Below are 23513 nucleotides of genomic sequence, written 5' to 3'. Positions count from 1 at the left end.
CCGGGCCTGCACCGCCTCTCTCCCGAAGCGACGCCTTTCTCAGATTGGAGCGGTCTTCCGGTCCACCCGCGATACGGTCGCCCACCGGCAAAAGCCGGGAGCGTCGGACAGGCCGGCACCAGACGCCCCTCCACACGACGTGATCAGGCGGCCGGCGCGCCCAGCACCGCCGCCAGCAACCCCGGAAACGCCTCGTCCAGTTCCGCCCGGCGCAGCGTGTTCATATGCGTGGTGCCCTCCGCCCAGGTCCGCACCAACCCCGCTTCGCGCAGGACCCGGAACTGATGCGACATGGTGGATTTCGGCCGCCCGCCATCGAGCGCGGCGCAGGAACTGTCGCCCTCCCGCGCCAGTTGCCGGACGATGCCCAGCCGCACGGGGTCTGCCAGCGCCTGCAACACGCGGCACAGATCGAGCGTCCCGTCCGGTGATCCGCCGCCTCGCATTTTTCCGGTCTCCACCCCTTGTTGTAGTTCGAATCATATCGAACTTAACGGCTCGTCAACCAGCCCGGAGCCGTTCATGCCCGCCTTGTTCGACCCCTACAGTCTGAAATCCGTCACGCTGCGCAACCGCATCGCCGTATCGCCCATGTGCCAGTATTCGGCCGTGGACGGCGTCGTGAACGATTGGCATCGGGTGCACTACGCCGGGCTCGCCCGCGGCGGCGCCGGGCTCGTCGTGGTGGAAGCCACCGCCGTGTCGCCGGAAGGACGCATCAGCTGGGGCGATCTGGGTCTGTGGAACGACGCGCAGGCGGAGGCGCTGCGCCCGATCGTCGCCTCCATCGAGGCGGCGGGCGCCGTGCCCGGCATCCAGATCGGCCATGCTGGCCGCAAGGCGTCCGCCAACCGGCCCTGGGAAGGCGACGATCACATCCCCGAGGGCGAGCCCAACAGCTGGGAAACGATCGCCCCCTCCGCCATCGCCTTCGGCGACGGCCTCGACCGCGCTCCCCGCGCCATGACTCTGGACGAGATCGCCCGCATCCAGAGCGACACGGTGGCGGCGGTGATCCGCGCCCGCGACGCCGGTTTCCGCTGGCTCGAACTGCACATGGCGCACGGCTATCTCGCGCAGAACTTCTTCTCGCCCTACTCGAATACCCGCGACGACCAGTATGGCGGTTCCGCCGAGAACCGCGCCCGTTTTCTGTTCGAAACCCTGAAGACCGTGCGCGCCGTCTGGCCGGAAGACCGTCCGCTGACCGTGCGCCTCGGCGTGGTCGAGTTCGACGGCAAGGACGGCATGATCGAGGAAGCGATCGCGCTTCTCCGCCGCATGAAGGCGGAAGGTCTCGACTTCGTCGACGTGTCGATGGGCTTCAACACACCGGACGCCCAGATCCCCTGGGGCCCGAATTTCATGGGCGACATTGCCGCCCGCGTGCGCGCAGAAACCGGCCTGCCCGGCACCACGAGCTGGTATATTGCCAAGCCGGAAGACGCCGATGCGCTGGTCCGCGACAACAAGATCGATCTGGTGAGCCTGGGCCGTCCGCTCCTGGCCGATCCGCATTGGCCCTATGCCGCGGCTAAAGCGCTCGGCGTCGAGAACCCGGCCTGGGCCACCCTTCCGGCGCCATACGCCCATTGGCTGGCGCGCTATCGCTGAGCCGGACCGGACGCGCGGGTGACGAACCCGCGCGTCTCGTCACGCGAACCGCTTTGCCCCCGCCACACAGACCAGTACGGCGCCGGCCACCGCCACCATGCCCGCCGGAACCGGCTCGCCCAGAACCATCCCGCACAGCGCCATGCCGCCCAGCGGCTGCAACAACTGCAACTGGCCCACGCGTGCGGTGCCGCCGATCGCCAGGCCGCGATACCAGAATACGAAGCCCAGCATCATGCTGAACGCGGACACGTAGCCGAGCCCGACCCAGGCTGGCATCGGCACCACCGCCCAGGAGACGGGCCGGAAGGCAAAGGCGAGCATCGTCATCGCCGGTGCGGCCAGGCACAGCGCCCAGGAGATCACCTGCCACCCACCGAGACGGCGCGACAGAACCGCGCCCTCCGCGTAGCCCAACCCCGCCGCCAGGATCGCCGCCAGCATCAACCCGTCGCCACGCCAGGAGCCGCCCTGGTCCTCGCCCAGGGCGAACGCCACCACGGCGGCCGCCCCGGCCAGGGAGAACAGCCAGAACCCGACCGAAGGACGCTCGCCCCCGCGCAGAACGCCGAACAGGGCGGTGGAAAGCGGCAGAAGCGCGGTCCAGACGATCGAATGCGCCGTGCCGATCGACCGCAGCGCCAGACCGGTCAGCAGGGGAAACCCCAGCACCACGCCGAGCGCCACCAGCAGCAAGGGCGGCAGATCGGCCCGTCGCGGCAGCGCGGCGTGCAGCCACAGCAGCATGGCCCCGCCGATCAGCGCCGCGATCGCCCCGCGCGCACCGGTCAGGAACACCGGATCGAAGCCGAGCTCGCCCAAACGCGTCGCCGGTAGCGTGCCGCTGAAGATGGCGATGCCCAGAATGCCGCTCCCGTAACCCGCCGTCCTGTTGATTGCATCGCCTCCTGTCATATCGTCGCATCATGCGACCGGGCGAGGTCGAACGACACATACGGTTCCATACGGTTTGATCGAACTGTATGGTTCCATCATGGCACACGACCCCGGCTTGCCGCCTCGAAGCGAGACCCGAACCGAGCAGGCCATGCGGCTGATCCGGGAGCGCATCGAGCGCGGGATGCTGCCGCCGGGAGACCGGCTCCCCTCCGTACGCCGTTTCGCCGCCCAGTGCGGCCTGTCGCCCTCCACGGTGGTCGAAGCCTATGATCGGCTGTCCGCCGAAGGGCTGATCCAGGCGAGGCCGGGTTCGGGTTTCTACGTGATGCGCGCTGTCACGCCGCCGGGCCCGGCCGGTCCGGAACGGCGCGAGCGCGTGGTGGACCCGTTCTGGGTATCCCGTCAGTCGCTCGACATGGACCCGTCGGTGCTCAAACCGGGCTGCGGCTGGCTGCCGGCCGATTGGATGCCGCAAACGGCGATCCGCCAGGCTCTTCGCGAGGCGGCCCGCGCACCGGACAGCGTCCTGGTCGATTACGGCCCGTCCAGAGGCGCGCGCGAATTGCGGGAGATCCTGTCGCGCCAGTTCGCGTCGGAAGGCCTGGCCGTCTCGCCCGATCGTATCCTGCTCGCCAACTCAGCCTCACACGCCACCGATCTGGTCTGCAGGCTGCTGCTGCGCCCCGGCGATGCCGTGCTGGTGGACGACCCCTGCTACTTCAACTTCCGCGCTCTTCTGGCCGCGTACCCAGTGCGCGTGGTGGGCGTGCCGTTCACAGGCCGCGCCTCTATCTGACCAACGCCGCCCTGCACAACCCGACCGGCGCGACGCTGTCGCCCGCCATCGCCCATCGCCTGCTCCGCATCGCCGCCGAGCACGGGCTCACCATCGTCGAGGACGACGTGTTCGCCGCTTTCGAACCGGAACAATCGGTGCGCATGGCGGCGCTCGATGGGCTGGAGCGCGTGATCCGTATCGGCAGTTTCTCCAAGACATTGTCCTCGTCGATCCGCTGCGGCTACGTCGCCGGCACGCCCGCCTTGATCGAGGCGTTGGCCGATCTCCAGGTCGCGACCGGCTTTACGGGACCCGGTCCGATCGCCACCAGCACGATCCGGGCCGTACTGCTCGGCGGCGGTTACCGGAAGCATCTGGATCAGCTGCGGCGCCGTCTGGCCCGTGCGCGACGCGACACGGCGGACCGTCTCGCGCCCCTCGGAATCACACCCTGGCTGATGCCGCGCGGCGGCTATTCCCTCTGGTGTCGTCTGCCGGACGGCGTGGATGCGACACGCATGGCCCGCACCGCCCTCGATCTCGGCATGCTGCTCGCCCCCGGCGACATCTTCAGCGTCTCCGGTACTGCCGGCGGTTTCATGCGCGTCAACGTGACGCAGATGCCGTATCCCGTTGCCTACGACGCCATGGCCCGCGCCATGGATGGAGGATAGGCAAGAAGTGTTCTTTCTTGAAAGAAAGAACCAAAGAACTTCTGTCCGTTGGAGGATGGACGAGCCGAACCTCCAAGCCAAACGGACAGAAGTCTTTTTGCTTCTTTTTCTTCAGAAAAAGAAGACACCCGTCAAATGATCGACGTGCTCAGCCCAAACGCGCCGCGATCACATCCGCCACACGCAGCGCATTGGCGATGATCGTCAGCGTCGGGTTCACAGCGCCGATTGACGGAAAGAAGCTGGCATCCGTCACATAAAGGTTGTCGAGCTCATGCGCCTTGCAGTTCGTATCGAGAACCGATGTGTCCGGATCGGTGCCGAACCGCAGCGTGCCGGACTGGTGCGCGGTACCGCCGATCGGCGTGTCCTTGCCGAGATACAGGCTCTTCTCGAACAAGTGCGGATGCATGTCGAGATCGTCCAGCATGCCGTGCAGCTTCTTCTTCAGCCGCTTCAGTCCTTCCATGTTGGTCTCGGTCAGGTCCAGATGCACCTTGCCGTCCTTGTAGAAGATGCGGTTCTGCGCCAGCGGCAGATCTTCCGCGGTCAGCCAGAAATCCACCGAGTGCTTGGCGATGTAGTCGAACGGCATCTCCGGCAACCATTGGAGGAAGGTCGGCAGACCTTCGCCATGCACCTGCACGCCGTCCGATTTGCCGACCATCTGGATATGGCCCAGCGGATAGTCCCAGTCGTCCGCCCCGAAATAGAAATCGTTCAGCCCGAGCGTCTTCTGGAAACGGGTCGGATTCGGCGTGCGCGACAAGGCCAGCATGGTGGAGTTGTTGTGCCGCATGTAGTTGCGGCCGACCTGATCGGAGCGGTTGGCCAGACCGTTCGGATGTGCATCGTTGGCTGAGCGCAACATCAGCAGCGCGGATGACAGTGCTCCGCACGCGGCGACGACGATATCGGCGGTAAAGGTCAGGCGCTCGCCTTCCTTGACCACCTCCACGCCGGTCACGCTCCGCCCGGACGGATCGGTCAGCAGCCGCTCCACATAGGCGTTGGTCATCAACGTGATGTTGTCGTTCTCCCGCACGGCCGGGTCCACGACCATGATCTGCGCGTCGGCCTTGCCATTGGTGGGGCAGGGATAGCCGTCGAACGCGTCGCAGCGCACGCAGCGGCTCCAGGGCAGCGTCACGCCGTCCTTCTCCTCCAGCAGCACGCCCACGGGCAGATGGAACGGGTGATGGCCGAGGCGCTTCAGCCCGTCGAAAAGCTGCTGGATTCGCGGCTCATGACTTACGGGAGGATGAGCGTAGGGCTGCGGACTTGGCGGTTCAGTCGGGTCCTCGCCCCGCTGGCCGTGCACGGCGAACAGTTCCTCCGCCGCCTGATAATACGGCTCGAACGTCTCGTATTTCACCGGCCAGGCCGGCGAGATCCCGTCCGGATGCTGGATCTCGTCGAAATCCCGCTCCCGCAGGCGCAGAAGAACGGAACCGTAGAACTTCGAGTTTCCGCCGACATAGTAGTGCAGGCCGGGATGGAAGGTCTTCCCGTTCGAGCTGTACCACGTCTCCGGGGCCTGGTACTTGCCGTCGACGAACACCTCCTTGCTGTCCCAGTTGTCGCGGCCGCGTACGAGATAGTCGCCGCGCTCCAGCAGCAGGATGCGCTTGCCGGTCTTCGCCAGCTTCCAGGCCATGGTGCCGCCGCCAGGGCCGGAACCGACGATGACGACGTCGTAATGCTGGCTGTCCATGCGATCACTCCCGCGTGCTTCCGCGCGGCAACGTTCCGACACGCGACGCGTTGCACTGCCCGATGCGGGCGACCTCCCGTCGCCGGCCCGCGCGGAGCACACGATGACCGGTCTCGGAATCCTGGCCACGATCGCCGTGCGCTATCTGCTTGTCATGCTGTTTTTCCCGTTCAGCGCCCTGGACAAGATCCTGAACTTCCCCGGCGCCGTGGCGCAGGCTCGCCAGGTCCTGCCGTCCCGCGCCCTGTCCACCCTGATGCTCATGGCGGGTCTCGCCACAGAGATCATCATGCCGGTCTGCATCCTGACGGGTTTCGCGGACCGCCTCGCCGCCTTCATCATGGCCGGCTACTGCATGGTCACGGCCCTCCTGTTCAAACAGTTCTGGGCGCCCGGCGATTTCTGGGCCGGCAGCGAGAGCAAGGGCCGTGGCCTGTTCTGGGATTTCCTGAAGAACTTCTCGCTGGCAGGCGGTTTCCTGCTCGTCACGGTCGGCACGATGTCGGTGGAAAGCTTCATCGCCGACCCGCTGTCCTCCACCCATCCCTACGCGGCGCATCCGGCCGCGATCGCAGCGAGCACCACCCCATGAGCGATCAGGACAAGCCGCGCATCCCTTACTGGCATATGTATGTCGATGCGGACGGCATCAGCCGTTTCGCCGAATGCGCCATGACCGAACTGGAGTTCAAATCGCTCACCAGCGCCCCGCAATGGCAGCACGAGAAAGAGACCGGGAAATTCAGCGTCTCCTTCACTGTGCTTCCCGTTGGCTGGTTCGGTGACTGGCATGAAAGCCCGAAGGCGCAATGGGTGATCCCGCTTTCCGGCTCCTGGTTCATCGAAACCATGGACGGCAAGCGCGTGACGTTCGGCCCAGGCGGAATCCATCTTGGCGAGGACATCGGCTGCACGACGATCGAGGGCAAGACAGGCCATCTCTCCGGCGTGGTCGGCGACGAACCCTGCGTGCAGATGATCGTGCAGTACGAAACGCCGCCGGTACGCAATCAACCCTGCCGGATCCGCTGAATGGACGGGTTCGACATCCGCGACCAGCGCTTCGCCAACATGGTGCTGGGCAACGCACCTTTGGAAAAACTCGGTGACGGTTTCCGCTGGATCGAGGGCCCGGTCTGGATGGCCGACTGGAACTGCCTCCTGTTCCAGGACCTCCCCAACAATCGCACCATGCGGTGGAGCGAGGCCGACGGCGTATCCGTCTGGCGCGCCCCGTCCAACTACGCCAACGGCCAGACACGCGACCGCCAGGGACGCCTGATCGCCTGCTCGCATCGCGGTCGATGCCTGTATCGTACCGAGCATGACGGCAGCGTCACGACGTTGGTCACCCACCATGACGGCAAACGCCTGAACGCGCCCAACGACGTGGTGGTGAAAACGGATGGCTCGATCTGGTTCTCCGACCCGCTCTACGGCCTGCTGAACGACTATGAGGGCGGTATCCAGCACAGCGAACAACCGCCTGCTCTCTACCGGCTCGATCCCGAAACCGGCGATCTTCGCGTCATGGCCGGCGATTTCGACGGACCCAACGGTCTCGCCTTCTCGCCCGACGAGAAGCGTCTCTACGTCGCGGAGACAGGCGATCAGAGCGGCCCGGACCCGAAGCAATATCTCCGCGTGTTCGACATTTCCGCCGACGGCCTCTCTCTCTCCGGCGGCGACATCTTCCACAAGGTCGAACCCGGCTATTCCGACGGCTTCCGCGTCGACCAGAGCGGCAATCTCTGGAGCAGCGCCGCAGACGGCGTCCATTGCATCGACCCGGACGGCAAACTCCTGGGCAAGATCCTGGTGCCCTATACGGTTTCCAACGTCACCTTCGGCGATCGCGCGAAAAGCCGGCTGTTCATCGGCGGCTCGCACACGCTGTACTCGATCTTCCTCGGCACACGCGGCGCGCAATACCCATGAGTCCGATCCGCTTCACGCTGAACAGCGCCGACCCGCAGCGGCTCGCCGCCTTCTATCGCGACGCCCTCGGCTTCTCGGTCGGAACGCCAGTCACCGATACCCCCCGGACGATCGCGCTCCAGCTCGGCGCGCAGCGGATCGACGTCATTGCAACCCCACCGGGCGGCGCCCCCTATCCCGCCGGCAGCACCAGCCATGATTCCTGGTTCCAGCATCTGGCCCTGGTCGCCACCGACATCGACGCTGCTTACACGCGCCTCGTCGCGACCCCAGGCTGGATGCCGATCAGCACATCCGACGGCCCCGTGCCGCTTCCGCCCTCTTCCGGTGGCGTTCGCGCCTTCAAGTTCCGCGATCCGGAAGGCCATCCGCTCGAATTGCTGCAATTCCCGCCCGGTAAAACCCCGCCACCCTGGTCGGATTTCGGTCCGGATGACGGACCTCTCGTCGGAATCGACCATTCGGCGCTCGTGGTCACCGATCTCGCCCGGAGCCTGTCGTTCTATGAACGGATCGGATTTGCGGTGATCGCCGAAAGCGAGAACACCGGACCGGAACAAGATGCACTCGACGGTGTCGTCTCGGTCCATGTCTCCGTCCGCGCCCTGTCGCGCAGCGACGGGCCGCCGCATCTCGAGTTGCTGGCCTATCGAAACCCGGCGGTGCGGGTCGGTCCGGTCGAACCGGACGGAGTGGCCTGCACCCGGACCGTCCTGGACGAGACCGGGGCCGCCGCGCATGACCCGGATGGTCACGCGCTGATCGTCTGACGAGCGGCCGATCCTTCCCGAGGAAAGAACCGGCCGCCGCCGTGCGGGTCAGAACGTGCCGTGGATGCCGAACTGGAAGTTGCGCTGAACGATGCCGTTCTGCGACCAGGCCGGGTTGTAGAGATAGCCGCCATAGGTGCCGAAATCGTACGGCGAGCGGAAGCCCAGCAGGTTGTAGACGTTCAGGTAGGCCGTCACCTTCGGCGTCAGGTCGTAGCTGACCGTCAGATCGACGTCCCACCATGCCTTCACGTGGCACTGCGACGGGTTGTAGGAGTTTGAGGATAGCGCCGTGGAGCAATCGTCCGCCGTGCCGGGACCGTTCTGATCCTCGGCCGTCGTCCGATAACCGCTGGTGTAGTACACCGTCGGCGTGACCGACAGCTTCTTGTAGATGAATGTATTGGACCAGTTGGCATGCCAGCCCGGCGTGCCGGACGCGGACACGGCGCCATAAGGGCCGAGCGTCCCGGCATAGTGATAGGTGCCGCCGCCATCCGGCAGGGTCAGGTTCAGGCTGTGCACATAGGTCGCGCGACCCTGGCTGATCCACATCACGTCGTGCAGCTTGCCCGGCAGATGAGTATGCGACTGCAAGGACAGATCGAAGCCGTCGGTGGTCAGCTTGTTGGCGTTGACGTAGCCCACATCCACTTCCGCCGGACGCAGCGCCGCGCCGGGGGGCGCCGCGGTGTCCGGGATATCCGCACGAACGCTGATCGGCAGACCGGTCGCCGGATAGGCGGCGTTGTTCGCAAGCCAGGCATTGCCGACCGTCGTGATCGCGACCGGGTTCGGCGTGATGTAGTTGTCCTTCTTGATGTAGTAATAGTTCGCCGTCAGCGTCAGCCACTTGGTCGGCATGAGGATCGGGCCGCCGGTGAAGTTGGTCGATTTCTCCGGCTGCAGGTTCGGATTGCCGACTGTGCGGTTGCCGATCGAGTAGGCCTGCGCATAGGCGTTCGGCAGGCCGTTCGGTGCCAGATGCTGCGCGAGGAAGTTCGGATCGGTCGGGGTGAAGGTGGTGTAGCCGACCGTGGTGCCGCCGGTTTCCGCAAAGCTCGGCACCCGGAAACCCTTGGAGAAGGTGCCGCGCAGCCAGAACTGCTCCAGCGGCTTCAGCGTCAGGCCGACCTTCGGCGAGAAATTGCTGAATCCTTCCGAGTAATGATCGTACCGGCCCTGAAAATCGAGATCCACCATCTTGATCAGCGGCGCGCTGATTTCGAAGAAGCCGGACTCAACCCAACGATGGCCGGAAGCGCTCACCGGATTGATCAGGCCGGTATACTGGTTCGGATCGCCGGACGGATACAGGTTGGCGCTCGGATCGTTCAAGCCCTCGTAACGGAAGTTGCCGCCAATCGCGAGATGTACCGTGCCGCCCGGAAGCTGGAACAAGCCTTTGCTCAAAGTGCCCTGCAGCGAATATTCCTGCGAGTCGGCCCGGATGTGGTTACGCGGCGCGATCGAGTCCAGCACAGCCTTCGAGTTCTGGCTCGGATCGACGAAGTTGTAGGAGCCGCTGTTGATCGCGTTCACGATGCCGCCGATGGTCGGCACGCCGGTGATGGTCTGGTCGAGAACGCTGTTCATGCCGACGAAATTGGCGTCGTAATTCCACTCCGAACCCCATTTGGATGGAATGTAGCCGTGGTAGTCGACCGATCCGCGATAATTCTGCGACAACTCCGTCGTGGTCGGTAGAAGATCGGCGAACTGATAGCTGATCTCGGCAGGAACGCCTTCGGCCGCGAACGGGTTGTTCGGGTTGAGCTGGCCGTTCGGCAGATACACCGGCAGCGGCGTCCGCAGCGTGTTGATCTGCCGGTCTTGGCTCTGCACGCGCACGGCATTGGGCGTGCCGGTCGTCACGGACTGCACCTGGCCGTAGTTGAACATCGTCACAAGCTGCGACCTGTCGGTGACGTTCGCGGTGAAGTGCGCCGTCGTGTTGATGCGGCGCAGAGATGGCGAGATCTGCGTGTAGCGCTGGCTGTTCTGTTCGCAGGCCTGGCTCTGGCCATTATCGCCGGCGACGGCGGAACCGGTCACGAGCCCGCCGATGCCGCTACCGTAGCAGCCGGCCGACGGATTCAGCAGCTGCCACGGTCCGATACCGCCGGTACCGCCGTTGCTCGGACGGACCACGGGAACGGTGGTCGCGGCGAAATTGTTGATGTTCCCCTGGCCGTCCGAGACATTAGTGTTGCCGTTGCCGCCGCCGATCGCGGTTTCGTCGCCGGTGTTGTAGGGACGGCCGGCCTGACGGCCGTAATAGGCGTCGTCCTGCTGGTATTCGCCGTTGATGTAGAAATTGTAGCCGTCATGGTTCAGATCGCCATGACCGTAGGTCAGGTAGAGGCGCTGATGGCCTGAATTGCCGTTCTGCGCCACGCCGCCTTCGGCGAGACCTTCCCAACCCTTGATCTGCTTGCGTGTGACCATGTTCACCACGCCGGCCACCGCGTCGGCGCCATAGGTGGCGGAACCGCCATCCTCCAGCACGTCGACCCGCTCCATGATCGACATCGGAATCCAGTTGGTGTCGACGAAGTTGCGCTCGCCGTCATCTGCCAGCGGATAGTAGGACAGGCGCTGCCCATCCATCAGCACGAGCGTCGAATCGGTGCTCAGGCCGCGCAGAGAGGGTGCGGATGCGCCGGCCGCGAAGCCGCCGCCGGCAGACCAGGAGTTGGTCAGGGTGCCGGCGCCGTTGGACGACAGGGTCTGCAACGCGTCCGTGACGGATTTGATGCCGCGACGGGACAGTTCCTGACGCGACAACCGTGTGATCGGCGAAGCCGTGGCCAGGTTCGGATCGCGAAACAGCGTGCCGGTGACGACGACGTTCTCGTTCTGAGCGGCCGGTGCCGCGGCCGTCGCCAGCGGAGCGGCAGCTGCGGCCGTTGCGGCGACCGGCGCTGCCGCGACTCGGGCTGCCGTCTGAGTCGCGGGCGCGGTACGCGTCGCCGCGTGCTTGCTGACGACGCAACGGCCGCGATGATCGTGCACCTTGCCGGTCGGGCATGCGGCAGCTTGCGCGTGGCCCACGGAAAGAATGAGGCAGCCTGCAAGTGCGGTCGATGACGCCAGCCATCTGCCGTAGGAGGAAACACGTTGCGTCATGGTGTTTTTACGACCCCAACCCGGAACGATGCGGTGGAACCGGGTTCCTTACCGCAGGAGCCAAATTGGTAACTTTTCGGACATGTTTCGGCAACGTGACAGAGCGTCTGTCGTAACACCGGCCGTCGAGGCAGTTGCCATTTTGCAACGCCCGATTCTGACATGGTTGGCATGTGTCTGGCGCATCGAAAGTCAGGCGCCATAACGGATAAAAACGGGTCGATTGCGCAATGAAAGCCGAATCTGGCGGTCCGTGATCGCAGCCGAACAAGAAAAAAATTCGCGATCGAACCCGAGGCGATCCGCCCGCAGCGGGGATATCGGTTCCGCCAACCGGCTGCCGATGGACCGGAACCAGCCTGGACCGGATTGGCGGAACGTCGTTCGCGCCGTCGTCCTCACGGATGATCGCTCCGGCGTCGACATCACGCTGAAAAGGGTGCCGGGCGATTTGCCGGCGTGTGGACCAGCGACAGAGTGATGTCGCTGGTCATGTCGTCTGCAGCGAAGGGTCGGACAGGAGCCGTGTTCCGGCCCTGTCCAGCCGTTTCTCAGAAACGAACGGACGCGCGCGCGAAGATGGTGCGGCCCGCGAAATCGTAGACGTTGGGATCGGTGTTGGTCGACGCGTCGAACACGAACGGCGGACGCTTGTCCAGAATGTTGTTGATGCCGCCGGTCAGAACGAAACGGCCAAGCAGGTAGGTGGCGGAGACGTCGTGGTAGAACACGCCCGGCACCTTGTACTGCCCGTCGACGCCCTTCACCAGATCCGACGATCCGTCGAACACCTGCATGCCGCCGATATACCGCATCTGGTAATTCACGCTCAGCTTGCGATGCGTGTAGGTGACGCTCGCCGTATCCCGCACCCGCGCATAGGCGTTGTAGGTCGAGGTATCGAGACGCCCGGCATAGTTGATGAACGGGCCATCCGCGACGTTCTGCGAGATGTAGCCGATCAACTGCTGATACTGGTTTTGCAGCGTGATCGAGTTGTGCTCGTTGATCCGGTAGAGATAGTTCAGACCGAAATCGATGCCGTTGGTCTTGGTGACGCCCAGATTCTGGTCGATCGCGTTAACGGACGAGATGTCGGCGCCGCCGGAACGTCCATTGATGTAGCTGCAATACGCCTCGTTCGTGCCGGTGTAGCACTGATCGACGATGTACTGCGTGCTGACCGCGCTGATCGTGTTGGCGATCGAGGTGTGCCAATAGTCGACCGTCGCCTGGAAGTTCGGCACCCAGCGCGGCGAGATCACCGTACCGATGGTGTAGGTTCGCGACGTTTCCGGCTTCAACTGGGCGTTGCCGCCAGTGATGGTCGCGATCTGCGAGCCGCTCTGCTGGAAGTTGGGATTGACCCCCTCCCGGGCGCAACGGGCTGCGACGCGACCCGATGCCGAGCCGTAGCTGGAAATGTTGGCGCAAGGATCGCTGGCGGTCTCGAACGACAGCGACTGGCCACCGAACAGCTCATAGATGTTGGGCTGACGGAACGCCGTCCCGATGGTGCCGCGGAACGCGATGTCGCGCGTCGGCGCCCAGAGCAGATCCACCTTCCAGTTCTGCGTGTTGCCGAAGGTGTTGTAGTGCGACCAGCGCCCCTGGCCGTCCAGGGTCAGTTCTTTGGCGAACGGCGCGTTGACCAGGAGCGGCAGCTTCAGCTCGCCATAGACTTCCGTCGCATTGAACCCGCCGCCGGTCGGCGACTGCGAGTTCTCCAGAGACTGGCCGGACTCGATGATCGGATCGGGCGTGTAGTTGCCCTGCTCGGAACGATGCTCGACACCGAAGCTGAGCCCGATCGGGCCGCCGAACTTGTAGGGCAGGCGCGCAAGCTTCGCGTTGCTGATGCGGAGATTGAAGTCGCGCAGTTGCTGTTCGGCATGCGCGTGCTGGGTGAAGCGCGCGTAGTCCACGCCTTCCGGCGTGATCGATCCGTTGCCGAAGATGTTCTGGATATGGCAGCCGGCCGAGGCGTGGCAGATCGAGGGATCGTAGACCACGGGGCTCGACGCATCGCTCGGATCGGTCTGGCGGATGCCGAGTTCCTGCAGAACGTTGGCGTAGTTGACCTCGCCCTGGCCGTTCAGGGTCGTCATCGTCTTGCCGTAGCCGAACGAGCCGTCGTACTTCCAGTCGTCGACGATCGTGCCGCGCAGGCCGGTGGTGATCTGATACAGATCCGCCGCCTGATCGGTCTGGCGCGGGCCAAATTCGTTCAGGCGTCGGAACAGCTGAAGATCCTGGCCGGGGAACGGGTTGTATGGATAGTCGCCCGGGATGATCAGCGGATTCGGCAGCGTGTTCGGCGGGATCGAACCCGTCATCGGCTGCGGCGCCAACTGTTGCTGCGCAGTGCGATGGTTGTAGTTGGCATCAACATACGCTTCGAAATGCTCGTTGAACTCGTAGCGCGCCTTGCCGACCACGTTCGAGTCCTGCAGGTAGTTCTGCAGCTGCGTATCGTTGTTGAAGTTGTAGCGGTCGCTGCTCCCGAACGGGTGCGGCGCCTGCCCCGGCTGCGACACGGCGTAAGAAGCCCCGTCCGGATCGTTCAGCTGCACAAATCGCCCACCGGAGGCGATGGAGGAACCATAGATCGGCGCCTCGCCGGCCGTGTTGCTCTGCTGCGACTGGGCCGACCAGGGACGATCGCGATTATAGATCGGTCCCTGCGTCTGGTAGTTGGCGCCGAGCGTGACGTTGCCGCGGCCCTGGTCGAAGTCGAAACCGCCCAGCACGCCGATATTGGCGGTCTTGCCGTCGCCGACATCGGTGAGCGAGCCGTCGGCATGCATCGACAGGCCCTGGAAATTCTTCTTGGTGATGACGTTGATCACGCCGGCGACCGCATCGGCGCCGTAGAGTGCGGAACCGCCATCCTTCAGGATCTCGATCCGCTCGACCATGTCGGTCGGGATCTGATTGAGGTCCACGCAGGAGAATCCGAACGCGCCGGACTGCACGCGGCGCTTGCCGTCGATCAGGATCAGCGTGCGCTGGAAGCCCAGGTTGCGGATGTTCTGGCAGCTCAGACCGTCGCCACCATTGGTGGTGGCATTGCCCTGCGGCGTGCCCAGAGACGGGATGCGGCGCAGGTAGTCGTCCAGCGTGATCGCCGAGGTCTGCGAGATTTCCTTTGCGGTGATCGTCTGCACCGGAGCGAGCTGCACCGCATTGCGCCGAGAGGCCAGCGACGAACCGGTCACGACGATCGTTTCGGCGCTCGAATTGCCACCGTTCGCCGTGGTCAGAGCCGCAGCGGGTGCCGTCGCCGCGGGGGTGATCGCGGTGTTCGCGATCGGCTGAGCCAGGGGCGAGTTCGGTCCGGCCGCGCTCGTGACGCCCTGCGCGAATGCCGGCATGGCCGGGAGCGCAAACAGAGGAGAAAACACCGTGGTGGCGATCAGGCCGACACGTACCGCTCGAGAGCGCGTGGCGACGCTCTGGCGTTGATCAACGGGCATAGTCAGGCCCCTCCGTTGCGAAATTGTCATAACAGAGGCGCTGATTACGCCTTCCTCTCCGGCAAAGCGATGCGCAAACGGTCCCGGAAGAGCCGATTGGTAACATTCCGGAGTCCGTTGTGACATTGCAGCAACAAAATCGCGCCGCCCGTCTCTGGGCGACCAAGATCCGGTCTGTCGGAACACACACAAGACCTGCGCTCTACATCGCCGATTCCGATCAAATTGATACCAAATCGAACCGACATCTTTTGGTCTCGAAACGATTACTTTGTCCGTTCGTGCGAGCGCGTTAGCCCAGGCGGGCGATCGGATCACCAAGCCTCGTGCAGGAAGAAGACAAACGAAAAAAGGGACCACCGGAATCCGGCGGTCCCTCTTCATGCCTGTGGCGAGCGGTGGGGGCGTACCGTCACGTCTCCTATCGAACGGGCCGGTTCACCCGCTCGATGCAAGACGCCCCGAACCGGTCAGAACACCTGCTTGAAGCCGATCGCCAGGGCGTCGTTCGCAAGGTTGTAATGGCCCCTGATGGTGCCCGAATTCAGCGTCACGTTGCCCAGCGGCGTTGCGCTGGAAACGTTGCCGATCGAGTTGTCGATCGTGTTGCTGCCGGGGAAGAAGTAGTGCGTGTAGGCCAGCGACAGGGTGATGTTGCGAGTTGCCTTGTAGGACGCGCCGACGCCGATCTCGACGCGGTCGCCATCCGGAATGGTCGCCTGCCGGTTGCTGTTGGTGACGGGGCTCTCGTCGTAGGTCACGCCGCCCTGAAGCATCAAACGCGGCTGCCAGCGCGGCCGGTAGTTCACGCCCACACCGGCCGTGACCGTATCGCGGAAATGATACTGGATGTCGGTGCTGGAGAAGATCGACGAATCGTCCGGCACGACCTTGTTGTGCTCGAACTGCGACCAGTTGGTCCAGGTCACGTTGCCCATCACCGCCCACTCCGGCGAGATCTGCCAGTAGGCCGAGGTATCCAACCAGCCCGGCAGGGTGACGTTCACCGACGCGTTGTAGGTCTGCGCCTTCAGCGAATTCGAGACGATGTTGCCGATGCCCGGGATCAGCGCGTTCAACGGATTCAGTGTCGCCACCGCTTCCGGCACGTAGGTGTCCTGGTAGCCATGCAGTTTGTAGTACGTGGCGGAGTGGTAGTTCATGCCCACGCGGACATTGTCGTTGAACTGATACAGGGCGCCCACGTCGTAGCCGACCGACCAGTCGTCGCCCCTGAACTGCGCCACCGGGTCCACGCCCTGCGGACCGAGCGAGATCGTTCCGAGTGCCGTCTGGGCGTTCTGCAAGTTCAGCGCATGCGCCTGCCGCTCCTTGAAATACGACACGATCGGACCGCCGCCGATCGACAGATGCCGGTCAATCGCATAGGCGACCGAGAACAGCGCCTGGATGTTGGTCGGAATGTTGCGGGTGGCCTGGTAGCGCCCGGTATAGTCGGCCGGCTCGAAGGCCAGACGCGAGGCGAACGGGCTCTGCACCGCCAGACCCAGCTTCAGCCGGGGTGACAACGAGATCACGGTCGCGGTGCCGCCGGTCACGGCGGAGTCGATGCCCTTGCTCGATTGCCGGCCCGGAACGGCGACCCCGTTCACGTAGTCCTGGCCCCGGAAAGCGACACTCGGATCGATCAGATTGACCGTGCCGTCGAACTCGTTGCCCTGGATGCGGACCATGCCCGCAGGGTTGGTCCAGGCCGTGCCGGCGTCATAGGCCTTGGCCGCTTCGCCGGCATAGGCGTTGGCCGTCCAGTCGGCCATGCCGTCATTCAGGCCGAACCCGGCATTGGCGTGCGCTATCTGCGGACTGAGCCCGATGGCCAAACCCACAACCGGTGCCAGACCCAGCCGGGCGGTCGACCGCGCGCTGCGTGTCGTCATGATCCTGTCGCTCCCAACGAGGCGCCCTTTGGCGGGCGCTCCCCTATTCGGCAACGCCATGGCGTAACCGTTAAGCGACAGCTTGACGCCCCTTGACGCCGTTTGCCAAGCCCGAAGCGGATCAGAACGAAACGCGTGCTGTTTGCGTCACACTCAGAACTGACCGGTCTCCGGTCATGCGCTTCCAGGCCGCCCGGATCACATCGAGGCGCGCATCGTCCGCCGCATCGTCGGGGTGATCGATCACCAAAAGCCTGGAACGCAGCCGTTCCGGCGCCGCGGCGCCCGGATCGCGCCACTGGCCGTACATGTCGATCACAGACAGGCCGGACGGAAAGCGAGGCGTCACCTCCCGGTCCAGAAACGCCCGCCATTGCGCCTCGCTGACACCCTTTGTCTTATCGTCGGCTGGCCCAAGCCCGAAGGAAAGCCTGGTTTCGGCCCAGCCGACCGCCTGAACGGGATGCGACGGATCGGCAGGCGCGGTGGCGGCGCAGCCGGAAAGCATCAGCGCCGCGACAAGGAAAGCGGATCGTACGCCCATCCTCACACCGCCTCCCGGCGCCACGCGGCCAGCAGACCCGTGCCGATCTCCCAGGCCGCCCAGATGAACCAGCCGATGCCCAGCCCCCAGGGCAACACCATCAGCACCAGGCCGAAGCCGAAGGTGACGGCGCCGAGCCCGGTCACGGCCGCATGCAGCAGACCGATCAACAGAAGCGCCAGCAGCGAGCGCCAGAACACGGAAATCTGCCGGTCGAAATGCGTGCGGGCCAACATCCCGGCCCGGTTGCGTGCCGCATGGGCCAGGATCACACCGACCACGGAGAGCGGCGGCAGGAGAAATGCGGCGGCAAACAACAGATAGCTCACCAGCACCAGATCGAAGCCGGGCGCCGCACCGGAGCGGTCCCAGCGATCATAGGGAAGGGAATAAGCCGGCGTGCGCATGGAGGGGCTCCGGAAGAAATATGCCCTCCTCATCGCAATCCGCGTGCCAATCCTTTCTTCCGCGTAACCTAACGCTTTTCGCCGTAGTTCTATGGGGCGCGTTGGCGAATCACGCCACGAATTGGCCGACCCCGCCTATGGCGCATCCTTCCCCGGATCGGCCCGATACAGACTCAGCGCAAGATGCTTGCCGTTAGAGTAATTCACCCCGTCGATCTCGGCGAGCTTCGACACGCCCATCCCGTCCAGGGCCGCCCGGAACGCCGCATCGTCGCGCGACCCGATCAGCGCCAGCCCGCAGGCGCGGTTCTCGCGCAGGAAGCCGGCCGCTCCGGCCGCGTTCACCAGACGCGTATCCTGACCGACCAGGAACACCAGACTCGGCTCCGAGAACGACGACGACGCCAGAACGCTGTCCGGACAGGGCCGCACGCGCGCCACGGTCTCGGCGATGCGCGGGCTCAGCCAGATCGTCGTCAGGCGCGGCACCACGACCAGGAACAGCCCGACATACAGAATGGCCGCCCCCCCGGCGATGCTGCACAAAGCGTCCTTGGGCCGACCGCGCAGCAGCAGATACGCCGACAGCAGCACCAGCGGCAAAGCCAGAACCGGCGCCACCAGGGACACCAGCGGCACGCCATGCTGCAGGATCGCCAGCAGAACCGGCCCCGCCACGCACAAAGCGAGGCCGATCGCCAGCCAGAGCACGGCATACACACCCAGCAGCGCACGCCCCCACCATGCCGCCGGCAGACGCCAGCCGCCCGCCTGCGCCAGTGACGCCGCGGCCAGAAGCGCGATCGCCGGATAGGTCGGCAGAACGTAGTGCGGCAGCTTGGTCGCGATCAGCTCGAACACCACCCAGTGCGGCACGATCCAGCACAACAGATAGCGCACAGACGGCGTGCGGCGGCGCAGCCAGACGAACGGGATCGCCATCGCCGCGAACAGCGAGCCGGGCCAGAACGCGATCGCGAACACTCCCAGATGGTAGCCGGGAGGCAAGCCATGCGCCTGCTGCCCGGACGCCACCTTGCCCAGGAAGTTGGTCCCCACCGCCCGCTCGAAGAACAGACCGTGCGACCGCAGCCAGATCGCCACGCACCAGGGCAGCACGATCAGAAGCGTCAGCGGAACGCCCCAGCCCGGCTGCAAACGACGCCACCAGCCCGTGCGACGCTCCACCAGCGCCAGGGCGGCGGGCGTGCCAAGCGCCGGGATCAACATCACCGGCCCCTTCAACATCAGCCCCACGCCCAGCGCCGCCCAGAACAGGATCGGCGCCCAGAGCGGCGTCCGGTTCTCCCCGTCCCGGTCCGACCAGGCGCGTACCAGCGCCAGCTGCACCGCCAGGATCGCCGACAGAAGGCAGCTATCGATCGTCGCCATCCGCCCTTCGGCGGTCATCAGCACCGAGACCGCCAGCAGCAGCGCGCCCATCAGCCCGGTCTCGAAGCCGAACAACACCACGCCCAGGCGCAGCGTCATCAGCACCGACGCCACCACCGCGATCAGCGTCGGCACCCGGTAGGCCCAGACCTCGCGCTGATCCAGCGTGCCGGTGATCGCCACAGAGGCCGCTTCCAGCCAGTAGATCCCGGCCGGCTGCAGATAGCGCGGCTTGTCCTGGAACCGCACGTCGATGAAATCGTGGCTGCGCAGCATCTGCGCGCTGGCTTCCATGTAGCGCGGCTCGTCCCGATCCAGAGGCGGCAGCGTGCTGCGCCCCGGCAGGAACAGGAGGAACACCATCAGGGCGGCGAGCAGGTAGGGGCGGACCGAGTGCGTCATCGCCGCACCGGATCGCACGACCGGGAAGGATTGAACAGAAGCAGGGTCGCGGTCCTGCTGCGTGCCGGTCAACGGGCGTCGGTCAAAATGTGGCACCGGTCCATGGAACGCCCCACTCCCGCCATCCATGGGCGCATCCGGCCGAACCGCCGGGCCACCGTGCGCCGCGATCCACCCCGGCCGATCGGTAGCGGCTTCTGACCAATCCCGGTATCAGTGGTGGACCGACCATCCGCGCCAGCCCAATGGCGGCGATGCCGTTCCGCGGTTGCGATCCTCGGAGATGTTCATGCTGCCGGACACGCTCGAAACTGACCGGGTGCGCCTGCGTCCAGCCGTCGTCGCGGATGCAGACTCTTTGTTCGCCGCCTATGCCGCAGACCCGGAGGTCGCGCGCTATACCACCTGGCGTCCGCACCGCAGCGTGACGGACACGGCGGATTTCCTGCGGAGTTGCGTCGGCCGGACTGCCGCCTGCACCTACATCCTGAACGAACGGGCGTCGCAGCAGCCGATCGGTGTGCTCGATCTGCGCCGCCCTTCGCCGAGCCGGATCGAGTATGGCTGCGCCCTCGGGCGCGCCTTCTGGGGACGGGGACTGATGACGGAGGTGGTGCGCGCGGCCATCGCCTGGGCCTTCCTGCAGCCGGAAGTGTGGCGCTTCGGCGCCTTCGTCGATCTGGAGAACCACGCCTCGGCGCGGGTGATGGAAAAGGCCGGATTGATCCGGGAAGGCGTGCTGCGCCGCTGGCTGGTGCATCCCAATCTCGATACCGCCCCGAGGGACTGTGCGTCCTATGCGGTCACGCGTGCCGACGGCATTGGAGACTGAGAGCCTTCTTTTTCTGAAGAAAAAGAAGCAAAAAGACTTTTGTCCGTTCAGGTGCGTGTGTTGGCTTGGCACGGAGCCAAACAGACAGAAGTTCTTTGGTTCTTTCTTTCAAGAAAGAACACCTTTGCCCCTTACCGCTCCCGCGTCGATCCCGGCAGGCGGGTGCGGTTCTGCAACCAGATCACGCCCATCATGTCGCGGATACCGACGATCGCGCGGTTCAGATTGGTGTATTTCGACGCCCCATGCAGACGGGCGCGATGATGCACCGGCTTGCAGATCAGCTCGCTGCCGTAATGCTGGAACAAGGCCGGCAGAAAGCGATGCACACCCTCGAATTGCGGCAGGCGCAGGAAATCCTCGCGCCGGAACAGCTTCATCGGCGCGCCCGTATCCGGGCAGCCGTCGCGCAGCAGGCGACGGCGCAGACCGTTGGCGAAGCGCGTGGCGAAGCGGCGGGAGAAATTGTCGTTGCGCTTCAAACGCACGCCCACCACCAGCGGGCCCGGCGCGCGGTTGCCGGCACGAAGCGCCAGATCCAGCATCGGCGGAATCTCGCGCGGATCGTCCTGGCCGTCGCCGTCGATGGTGGCGATCCAGGTCCCGTGTGCGGCCTCGATGCCGGTGCGCAACGCAGCGGACTTGCCGCAACGCTTGTCGTGGCTCACCACACGCATGTTGGGCAGAATGTCGCGCGCCGCCAGCAGCGCCTCCACCGTGCCGTCGGTGCTGCCGTCATCGACGAATACCACCTCCCAGCTCGGCAGGGAGGCAAGGGCGGCCGCCATCTCCTCGCAGACGGGCCGGATATTCTCCGCCTCGTTCAGAACCGCGGCGACGACGCTGAGGGTCGTGCTCATGGCGTCCACACTCCGCGTCGCCTCAGGCGGCGACGCGCTTGGCGAAGGAGGCGGGCAGGTTGCCGATGGCGCGATCGATCAGGCCGGCATCGGTCTGCGCACCCAGCGATTCCGCCACCACGGCACGGGCGGCATCGGCGGCGATCTCGGCCGCGGCGGTGCGGACCTCGTTCACGGCGGCACGCTCGGAAGCGGCGATGCGGTCCTGCGCCATGCGCTCGCGACGCTGCGCGGTCTGCTCCGCCTCGCGACGCGCGGCCTCGGCGATGCGGACGGACTCGGCGCGGGCATTCTCGATCATCGCCTTGGCATCGGCCAGGGCGGCCTCACGCTCGGCACGGGCCTCGTTCAGCATCTGCTCGGCTTCGCGACGCAGACGGGCCGCGCCGTCCAGCTCGGCGCGGATGTTGGCCGCGCGACGATCCAGCATCGCGACGAGCGGCCGCCAGATCCGGCGGCCGAACAGTACGAAGAACAGCACGAACGAGACGGTGTACCAGAAGATCGGCTCGTGCAGGAGGGACTGGGTTTCCATGATGGCGTTCCCTCAGGCGGCCGGACGGGCGGCCAGCGCCGCGTCCACCTTGGTGCCGACCAGACCGGCATCGGCGACATGCCCGGTCAGACGCTCGACCAGGGTCTGTGCGGTGCCGGTGGCGACCTCGCGCAGCGAGCCCATCGCGGTGGCGCGGGCGGCGGCGACGGACGCCTCGGCACGGGCCACGTCGGCTTCGAGGCGCGCATTCATCTCGGCGGTGCGCGCGGCGGCTTCGGCGCGCGCCTCGTTCACCACCTTGTCCACCATCGCGGCGGCTTCGGCGGCGGCGTCGCGACGGGCGCGGCGCAGTTCGATGGTCGCGCGGTCGGCCTCGTTCCGGGCGGCCTTGGCGGCATCCAGGTCGGAGTCGATCCGGCGGCGGCGCTCTTCCAGCACCGAACCGACGCGCGGCAGCGCCGAGCGGCTCAGGATCACGTAGAGCAGCAGGAAGATCACGGCGCCCCAGAACAGCTGGGCCACAGTGAGCGGATTGTTGAACTTCAGCTGCGGCATGCCTTCGGCGAAGGCAGGCGCGCTGGACAGCAGAAAGGCGGCCGGTGTCGCCGCAAACGACAGGATGGCGATCCTGAGGGCGCGCGACATGGCCGCCATCCTTCTCAGACGAACAGGATGATAAAGGCGATCACCAGCGCGTAGAGCGCGACCGCCTCGGTGAGCGCGAAGCCCAGGATGCCCAGGCCGAACACGTGCGGACGGGCGGCCGGGTTGCGGCCGATGGAGGAAACCAGGGCGGCGAAGATGTTGCCGATGCCGACGCCGACGCCGGCGAGAGCGATCACGGCGAGACCGGCACCGATATACCGAGCGGCGGCGAGATCCATGGGGTCAGTCCTTGTTCTTGAAATGGGAGAAGGAAACGGATCGCCGCGTCAGTGCGCGACGGCCTCACGCAGATAGATGCAGGTGAGGATGGCGAACACGTAGGCCTGCAACCCGCCCACCAGCAGCTCCAGCGCCATCAGGGCGATGTTGATGGCGATGGGGGCGATGCCGAGCACCGGGCCGATCAGGTGGATGCCGCCCAGCATGATGGCGAAGGCGGCGAACATCTCGAACATCACGTGTCCGGCCATCATGTTGGCGAACAAACGGACGCTCAGGCTGATCGGGCGCGACAGGTAGGACAGGATCTCGATCGGCACCAGCAGAGGGGCCAGCGCCACGGGCGCGCCTTCCGGCATGAAATGCGCGAAGAAACCGAAGCCCTGCGCGCGCAGCGCCACCAGCAGCCCGACCACGAACACCAGCAGGGCCAGGCCCGCGGTGACCACGATATGCGAGGTGAAGGTGAAGGAACCCGGCACGAGGCCCAGATAATTGCCGAACAGGATGAAGGAGAACAGCGTGAACACGAACGGGAAGAAGCGCTTGCCTTCCGGCCCGATCTGATCGACCGCCATGTTGTGCACGAACTCGTACATCACCTCGGCCGCGGCCTGGAGACGGCCCGGCACGATCGCGCGCGGACGCATGCCGACATACAACAGCAGCAGGATCAGCGCGGACGCGATCACCATCAGCAGCGCGGACTGGCTGAAACGCAGGCTCTCGCCCAGCGAACCCAGAACCGGGTGCAGTTCGAACTGACCGAGTGCGTCGATGGAATGCCCGCCCGCCACGTCCGTT

Annotated in this window: 22 protein-coding genes; 8 read left to right on the top strand and 14 right to left on the bottom strand. The window is 65.4% G+C overall.

The window, feature by feature from the left end; genetic code table 11:
• Positions 1-143 precede the first annotated feature (143 nt).
• Positions 144-446, bottom strand: a complete 303-nt coding sequence (locus ACZ5BM_RS08635; RefSeq protein WP_498907498.1) for an ArsR/SmtB family transcription factor — start codon at positions 444-446, stop codon at positions 144-146.
• A gap of 76 nt (positions 447-522) precedes the next feature.
• Between ACZ5BM_RS08635 and ACZ5BM_RS08630 the strand changes: the two genes are divergently transcribed.
• Positions 523-1614, top strand: coding sequence for an NADH:flavin oxidoreductase/NADH oxidase (locus ACZ5BM_RS08630; RefSeq protein WP_498907497.1), 1092 nt, complete (start codon positions 523-525; stop codon positions 1612-1614).
• Positions 1615-1653: 39 nt separating this feature from the next.
• Here the strand turns inward: ACZ5BM_RS08630 and ACZ5BM_RS08625 are convergent, their stop codons facing one another.
• Positions 1654-2529: a DMT family transporter gene (locus ACZ5BM_RS08625; protein WP_498907496.1), complete on the bottom strand. Its 876-nt coding sequence runs from the start codon at positions 2527-2529 to the stop codon at positions 1654-1656.
• A 79-nt stretch (positions 2530-2608) separates the two neighbouring features.
• Between ACZ5BM_RS08625 and ACZ5BM_RS08620 the strand changes: the two genes are divergently transcribed.
• Positions 2609-3310 carry an aminotransferase-like domain-containing protein gene (locus ACZ5BM_RS08620; protein ID WP_498907495.1) on the top strand — a complete coding sequence of 234 codons (702 nt, stop codon included), beginning with the start codon at positions 2609-2611 and terminating at the stop codon, positions 3308-3310.
• Positions 3226-3966 carry an aminotransferase class I/II-fold pyridoxal phosphate-dependent enzyme gene (locus tag ACZ5BM_RS08615; protein ID WP_498911554.1) on the top strand — a complete coding sequence of 247 codons (741 nt, stop codon included), beginning with the start codon at positions 3226-3228 and terminating at the stop codon, positions 3964-3966. The genes ACZ5BM_RS08620 and ACZ5BM_RS08615 overlap by 85 nt, the downstream gene beginning before the upstream one ends.
• 148 nt (positions 3967-4114) lie before the next feature.
• On the opposite strand, the gene ACZ5BM_RS08610 is transcribed toward ACZ5BM_RS08615, so the two are convergent.
• The gene (locus ACZ5BM_RS08610) at positions 4115-5680 is read right to left on the bottom strand and encodes a GMC family oxidoreductase (RefSeq protein ID WP_498907494.1); all 1566 of its coding nucleotides are present in this window, start codon (positions 5678-5680) and stop codon (positions 4115-4117) included.
• Between the two features lie 103 nt (positions 5681-5783).
• On the opposite strand from ACZ5BM_RS08610, the gene ACZ5BM_RS08605 reads away from it, so the two are divergent.
• The 4 genes from ACZ5BM_RS08605 to ACZ5BM_RS08590 are packed head-to-tail and all read left to right on the top strand — an operon-like array spanning position 5784 to position 8388.
• On the top strand, positions 5784-6272 hold the full coding sequence (locus tag ACZ5BM_RS08605) for a DoxX family protein (protein WP_498907493.1): 489 nt from the start codon (positions 5784-5786) through the stop codon (positions 6270-6272).
• The gene (locus ACZ5BM_RS08600) at positions 6269-6712 is read left to right on the top strand and encodes a cupin domain-containing protein (RefSeq protein ID WP_498907492.1); all 444 of its coding nucleotides are present in this window, start codon (positions 6269-6271) and stop codon (positions 6710-6712) included. The genes ACZ5BM_RS08605 and ACZ5BM_RS08600 overlap by 4 nt, the downstream gene beginning before the upstream one ends.
• Complete coding sequence (locus tag ACZ5BM_RS08595; protein WP_498907491.1) at positions 6713-7618, top strand: SMP-30/gluconolactonase/LRE family protein; 906 nt, start codon at positions 6713-6715, stop codon at positions 7616-7618.
• Positions 7615-8388, top strand: a complete 774-nt coding sequence (locus ACZ5BM_RS08590; RefSeq protein WP_498907490.1) for a VOC family protein — start codon at positions 7615-7617, stop codon at positions 8386-8388. Before ACZ5BM_RS08595 ends, ACZ5BM_RS08590 begins: the two co-directional genes overlap by 4 nt.
• A 48-nt stretch (positions 8389-8436) precedes the next feature.
• Here ACZ5BM_RS08590 and ACZ5BM_RS08585 read toward each other — a convergent pair whose 3' ends face one another.
• From ACZ5BM_RS08585 to ACZ5BM_RS08560, 6 genes are all read right to left on the bottom strand, one after another.
• Entirely contained in the window at positions 8437-11517 is a 3081-nt protein-coding gene (locus ACZ5BM_RS08585; protein ID WP_498907489.1) for a TonB-dependent receptor plug domain-containing protein, read from the bottom strand.
• A gap of 551 nt (positions 11518-12068) precedes the next feature.
• A complete protein-coding gene (locus ACZ5BM_RS08580) occupies positions 12069-14993 on the bottom strand; it encodes a TonB-dependent receptor domain-containing protein (RefSeq protein WP_498907488.1) in 2925 nt (974 codons plus the stop codon).
• 470 nt (positions 14994-15463) lie between these two features.
• Positions 15464-16891, bottom strand: a complete 1428-nt coding sequence (locus tag ACZ5BM_RS08575; protein WP_498907487.1) for an OmpP1/FadL family transporter — start codon at positions 16889-16891, stop codon at positions 15464-15466.
• Positions 16892-17012: 121 nt separating this feature from the next.
• Positions 17013-17435 (bottom strand): DUF3574 domain-containing protein, encoded by a 423-nt coding sequence (locus ACZ5BM_RS08570; RefSeq protein ID WP_498907486.1) that lies wholly within the window; start codon positions 17433-17435, stop codon positions 17013-17015.
• A gap of 2 nt (positions 17436-17437) precedes the next feature.
• Positions 17438-17842 (bottom strand): hypothetical protein, encoded by a 405-nt coding sequence (locus ACZ5BM_RS08565; RefSeq protein WP_498907485.1) that lies wholly within the window; start codon positions 17840-17842, stop codon positions 17438-17440.
• 135 nt (positions 17843-17977) lie between these two features.
• Positions 17978-19636: an ArnT family glycosyltransferase gene (locus tag ACZ5BM_RS08560; protein WP_498907484.1), complete on the bottom strand. Its 1659-nt coding sequence runs from the start codon at positions 19634-19636 to the stop codon at positions 17978-17980.
• Positions 19637-19925: 289 nt separating this feature from the next.
• Between ACZ5BM_RS08560 and ACZ5BM_RS08555 the strand changes: the two genes are divergently transcribed.
• On the top strand, positions 19926-20468 hold the full coding sequence (locus ACZ5BM_RS08555) for a GNAT family N-acetyltransferase (RefSeq protein WP_498907483.1): 543 nt from the start codon (positions 19926-19928) through the stop codon (positions 20466-20468).
• A gap of 131 nt (positions 20469-20599) precedes the next feature.
• Here the strand turns inward: ACZ5BM_RS08555 and ACZ5BM_RS08550 are convergent, their stop codons facing one another.
• From ACZ5BM_RS08550 to ACZ5BM_RS08530, 5 genes are read right to left on the bottom strand one after another with little or no spacing between them, the layout of a single operon-like run.
• Positions 20600-21328, bottom strand: a complete 729-nt coding sequence (locus ACZ5BM_RS08550; protein WP_498907482.1) for a glycosyltransferase family 2 protein — start codon at positions 21326-21328, stop codon at positions 20600-20602.
• A 22-nt stretch (positions 21329-21350) separates the two neighbouring features.
• The gene (atpF, locus tag ACZ5BM_RS08545) at positions 21351-21863 is read right to left on the bottom strand and encodes a F0F1 ATP synthase subunit B (protein ID WP_498907481.1); all 513 of its coding nucleotides are present in this window, start codon (positions 21861-21863) and stop codon (positions 21351-21353) included.
• 12 nt (positions 21864-21875) lie between these two features.
• Positions 21876-22469, bottom strand: coding sequence for a F0F1 ATP synthase subunit B (locus ACZ5BM_RS08540; RefSeq protein ID WP_498907480.1), 594 nt, complete (start codon positions 22467-22469; stop codon positions 21876-21878).
• A 14-nt stretch (positions 22470-22483) separates the two neighbouring features.
• Positions 22484-22708: an ATP synthase subunit C family protein gene (locus ACZ5BM_RS08535; protein ID WP_422864018.1), complete on the bottom strand. Its 225-nt coding sequence runs from the start codon at positions 22706-22708 to the stop codon at positions 22484-22486.
• A 48-nt stretch (positions 22709-22756) separates the two neighbouring features.
• A complete protein-coding gene (locus ACZ5BM_RS08530) occupies positions 22757-23506 on the bottom strand; it encodes a F0F1 ATP synthase subunit A (RefSeq protein WP_498907479.1) in 750 nt (249 codons plus the stop codon).
• Positions 23507-23513 lie beyond the last annotated feature (7 nt).

It is taken from the genome of Lichenicola sp. GTC18331, from assembly GCF_055386855.1.
Note: the sequence above shows the minus strand (reverse complement) of the source record. Positions and strands in the feature narration are given on the sequence as shown.

What these genes read in the sequence shown, in the direction of transcription:
- ACZ5BM_RS08625 (WP_498907496.1), bottom strand. Translation starts at nt 2,529, where the DNA reads ATGACAGGAGGCGATGCAATCAACAGGACGGCGGGTTACGGGAGCGGC.
- ACZ5BM_RS08600 (WP_498907492.1), top strand. Translation starts at nt 6,269, where the DNA reads ATGAGCGATCAGGACAAGCCGCGCATCCCTTACTGGCATATGTATGTC.
- ACZ5BM_RS08575 (WP_498907487.1), bottom strand. Translation starts at nt 16,891, where the DNA reads ATGACGACACGCAGCGCGCGGTCGACCGCCCGGCTGGGTCTGGCACCG.
- ACZ5BM_RS08540 (WP_498907480.1), bottom strand. Translation starts at nt 22,469, where the DNA reads ATGTCGCGCGCCCTCAGGATCGCCATCCTGTCGTTTGCGGCGACACCG.
- ACZ5BM_RS08635 (WP_498907498.1), bottom strand. Translation starts at nt 446, where the DNA reads ATGCGAGGCGGCGGATCACCGGACGGGACGCTCGATCTGTGCCGCGTG.
- ACZ5BM_RS08630 (WP_498907497.1), top strand. Translation starts at nt 523, where the DNA reads ATGCCCGCCTTGTTCGACCCCTACAGTCTGAAATCCGTCACGCTGCGC.
- ACZ5BM_RS08550 (WP_498907482.1), bottom strand. Translation starts at nt 21,328, where the DNA reads ATGAGCACGACCCTCAGCGTCGTCGCCGCGGTTCTGAACGAGGCGGAG.
- ACZ5BM_RS08620 (WP_498907495.1), top strand. Translation starts at nt 2,609, where the DNA reads ATGGCACACGACCCCGGCTTGCCGCCTCGAAGCGAGACCCGAACCGAG.
- ACZ5BM_RS08580 (WP_498907488.1), bottom strand. Translation starts at nt 14,993, where the DNA reads ATGCCCGTTGATCAACGCCAGAGCGTCGCCACGCGCTCTCGAGCGGTA.
- atpF (WP_498907481.1), bottom strand. Translation starts at nt 21,863, where the DNA reads ATGGAAACCCAGTCCCTCCTGCACGAGCCGATCTTCTGGTACACCGTC.
- ACZ5BM_RS08590 (WP_498907490.1), top strand. Translation starts at nt 7,615, where the DNA reads ATGAGTCCGATCCGCTTCACGCTGAACAGCGCCGACCCGCAGCGGCTC.
- ACZ5BM_RS08570 (WP_498907486.1), bottom strand. Translation starts at nt 17,435, where the DNA reads ATGGGCGTACGATCCGCTTTCCTTGTCGCGGCGCTGATGCTTTCCGGC.
- ACZ5BM_RS08555 (WP_498907483.1), top strand. Translation starts at nt 19,926, where the DNA reads ATGCTGCCGGACACGCTCGAAACTGACCGGGTGCGCCTGCGTCCAGCC.
- ACZ5BM_RS08560 (WP_498907484.1), bottom strand. Translation starts at nt 19,636, where the DNA reads ATGACGCACTCGGTCCGCCCCTACCTGCTCGCCGCCCTGATGGTGTTC.
- ACZ5BM_RS08595 (WP_498907491.1), top strand. Translation starts at nt 6,713, where the DNA reads ATGGACGGGTTCGACATCCGCGACCAGCGCTTCGCCAACATGGTGCTG.
- ACZ5BM_RS08585 (WP_498907489.1), bottom strand. Translation starts at nt 11,517, where the DNA reads ATGACGCAACGTGTTTCCTCCTACGGCAGATGGCTGGCGTCATCGACC.
- ACZ5BM_RS08535 (WP_422864018.1), bottom strand. Translation starts at nt 22,708, where the DNA reads ATGGATCTCGCCGCCGCTCGGTATATCGGTGCCGGTCTCGCCGTGATC.
- ACZ5BM_RS08565 (WP_498907485.1), bottom strand. Translation starts at nt 17,842, where the DNA reads ATGCGCACGCCGGCTTATTCCCTTCCCTATGATCGCTGGGACCGCTCC.
- ACZ5BM_RS08610 (WP_498907494.1), bottom strand. Translation starts at nt 5,680, where the DNA reads ATGGACAGCCAGCATTACGACGTCGTCATCGTCGGTTCCGGCCCTGGC.
- ACZ5BM_RS08605 (WP_498907493.1), top strand. Translation starts at nt 5,784, where the DNA reads ATGACCGGTCTCGGAATCCTGGCCACGATCGCCGTGCGCTATCTGCTT.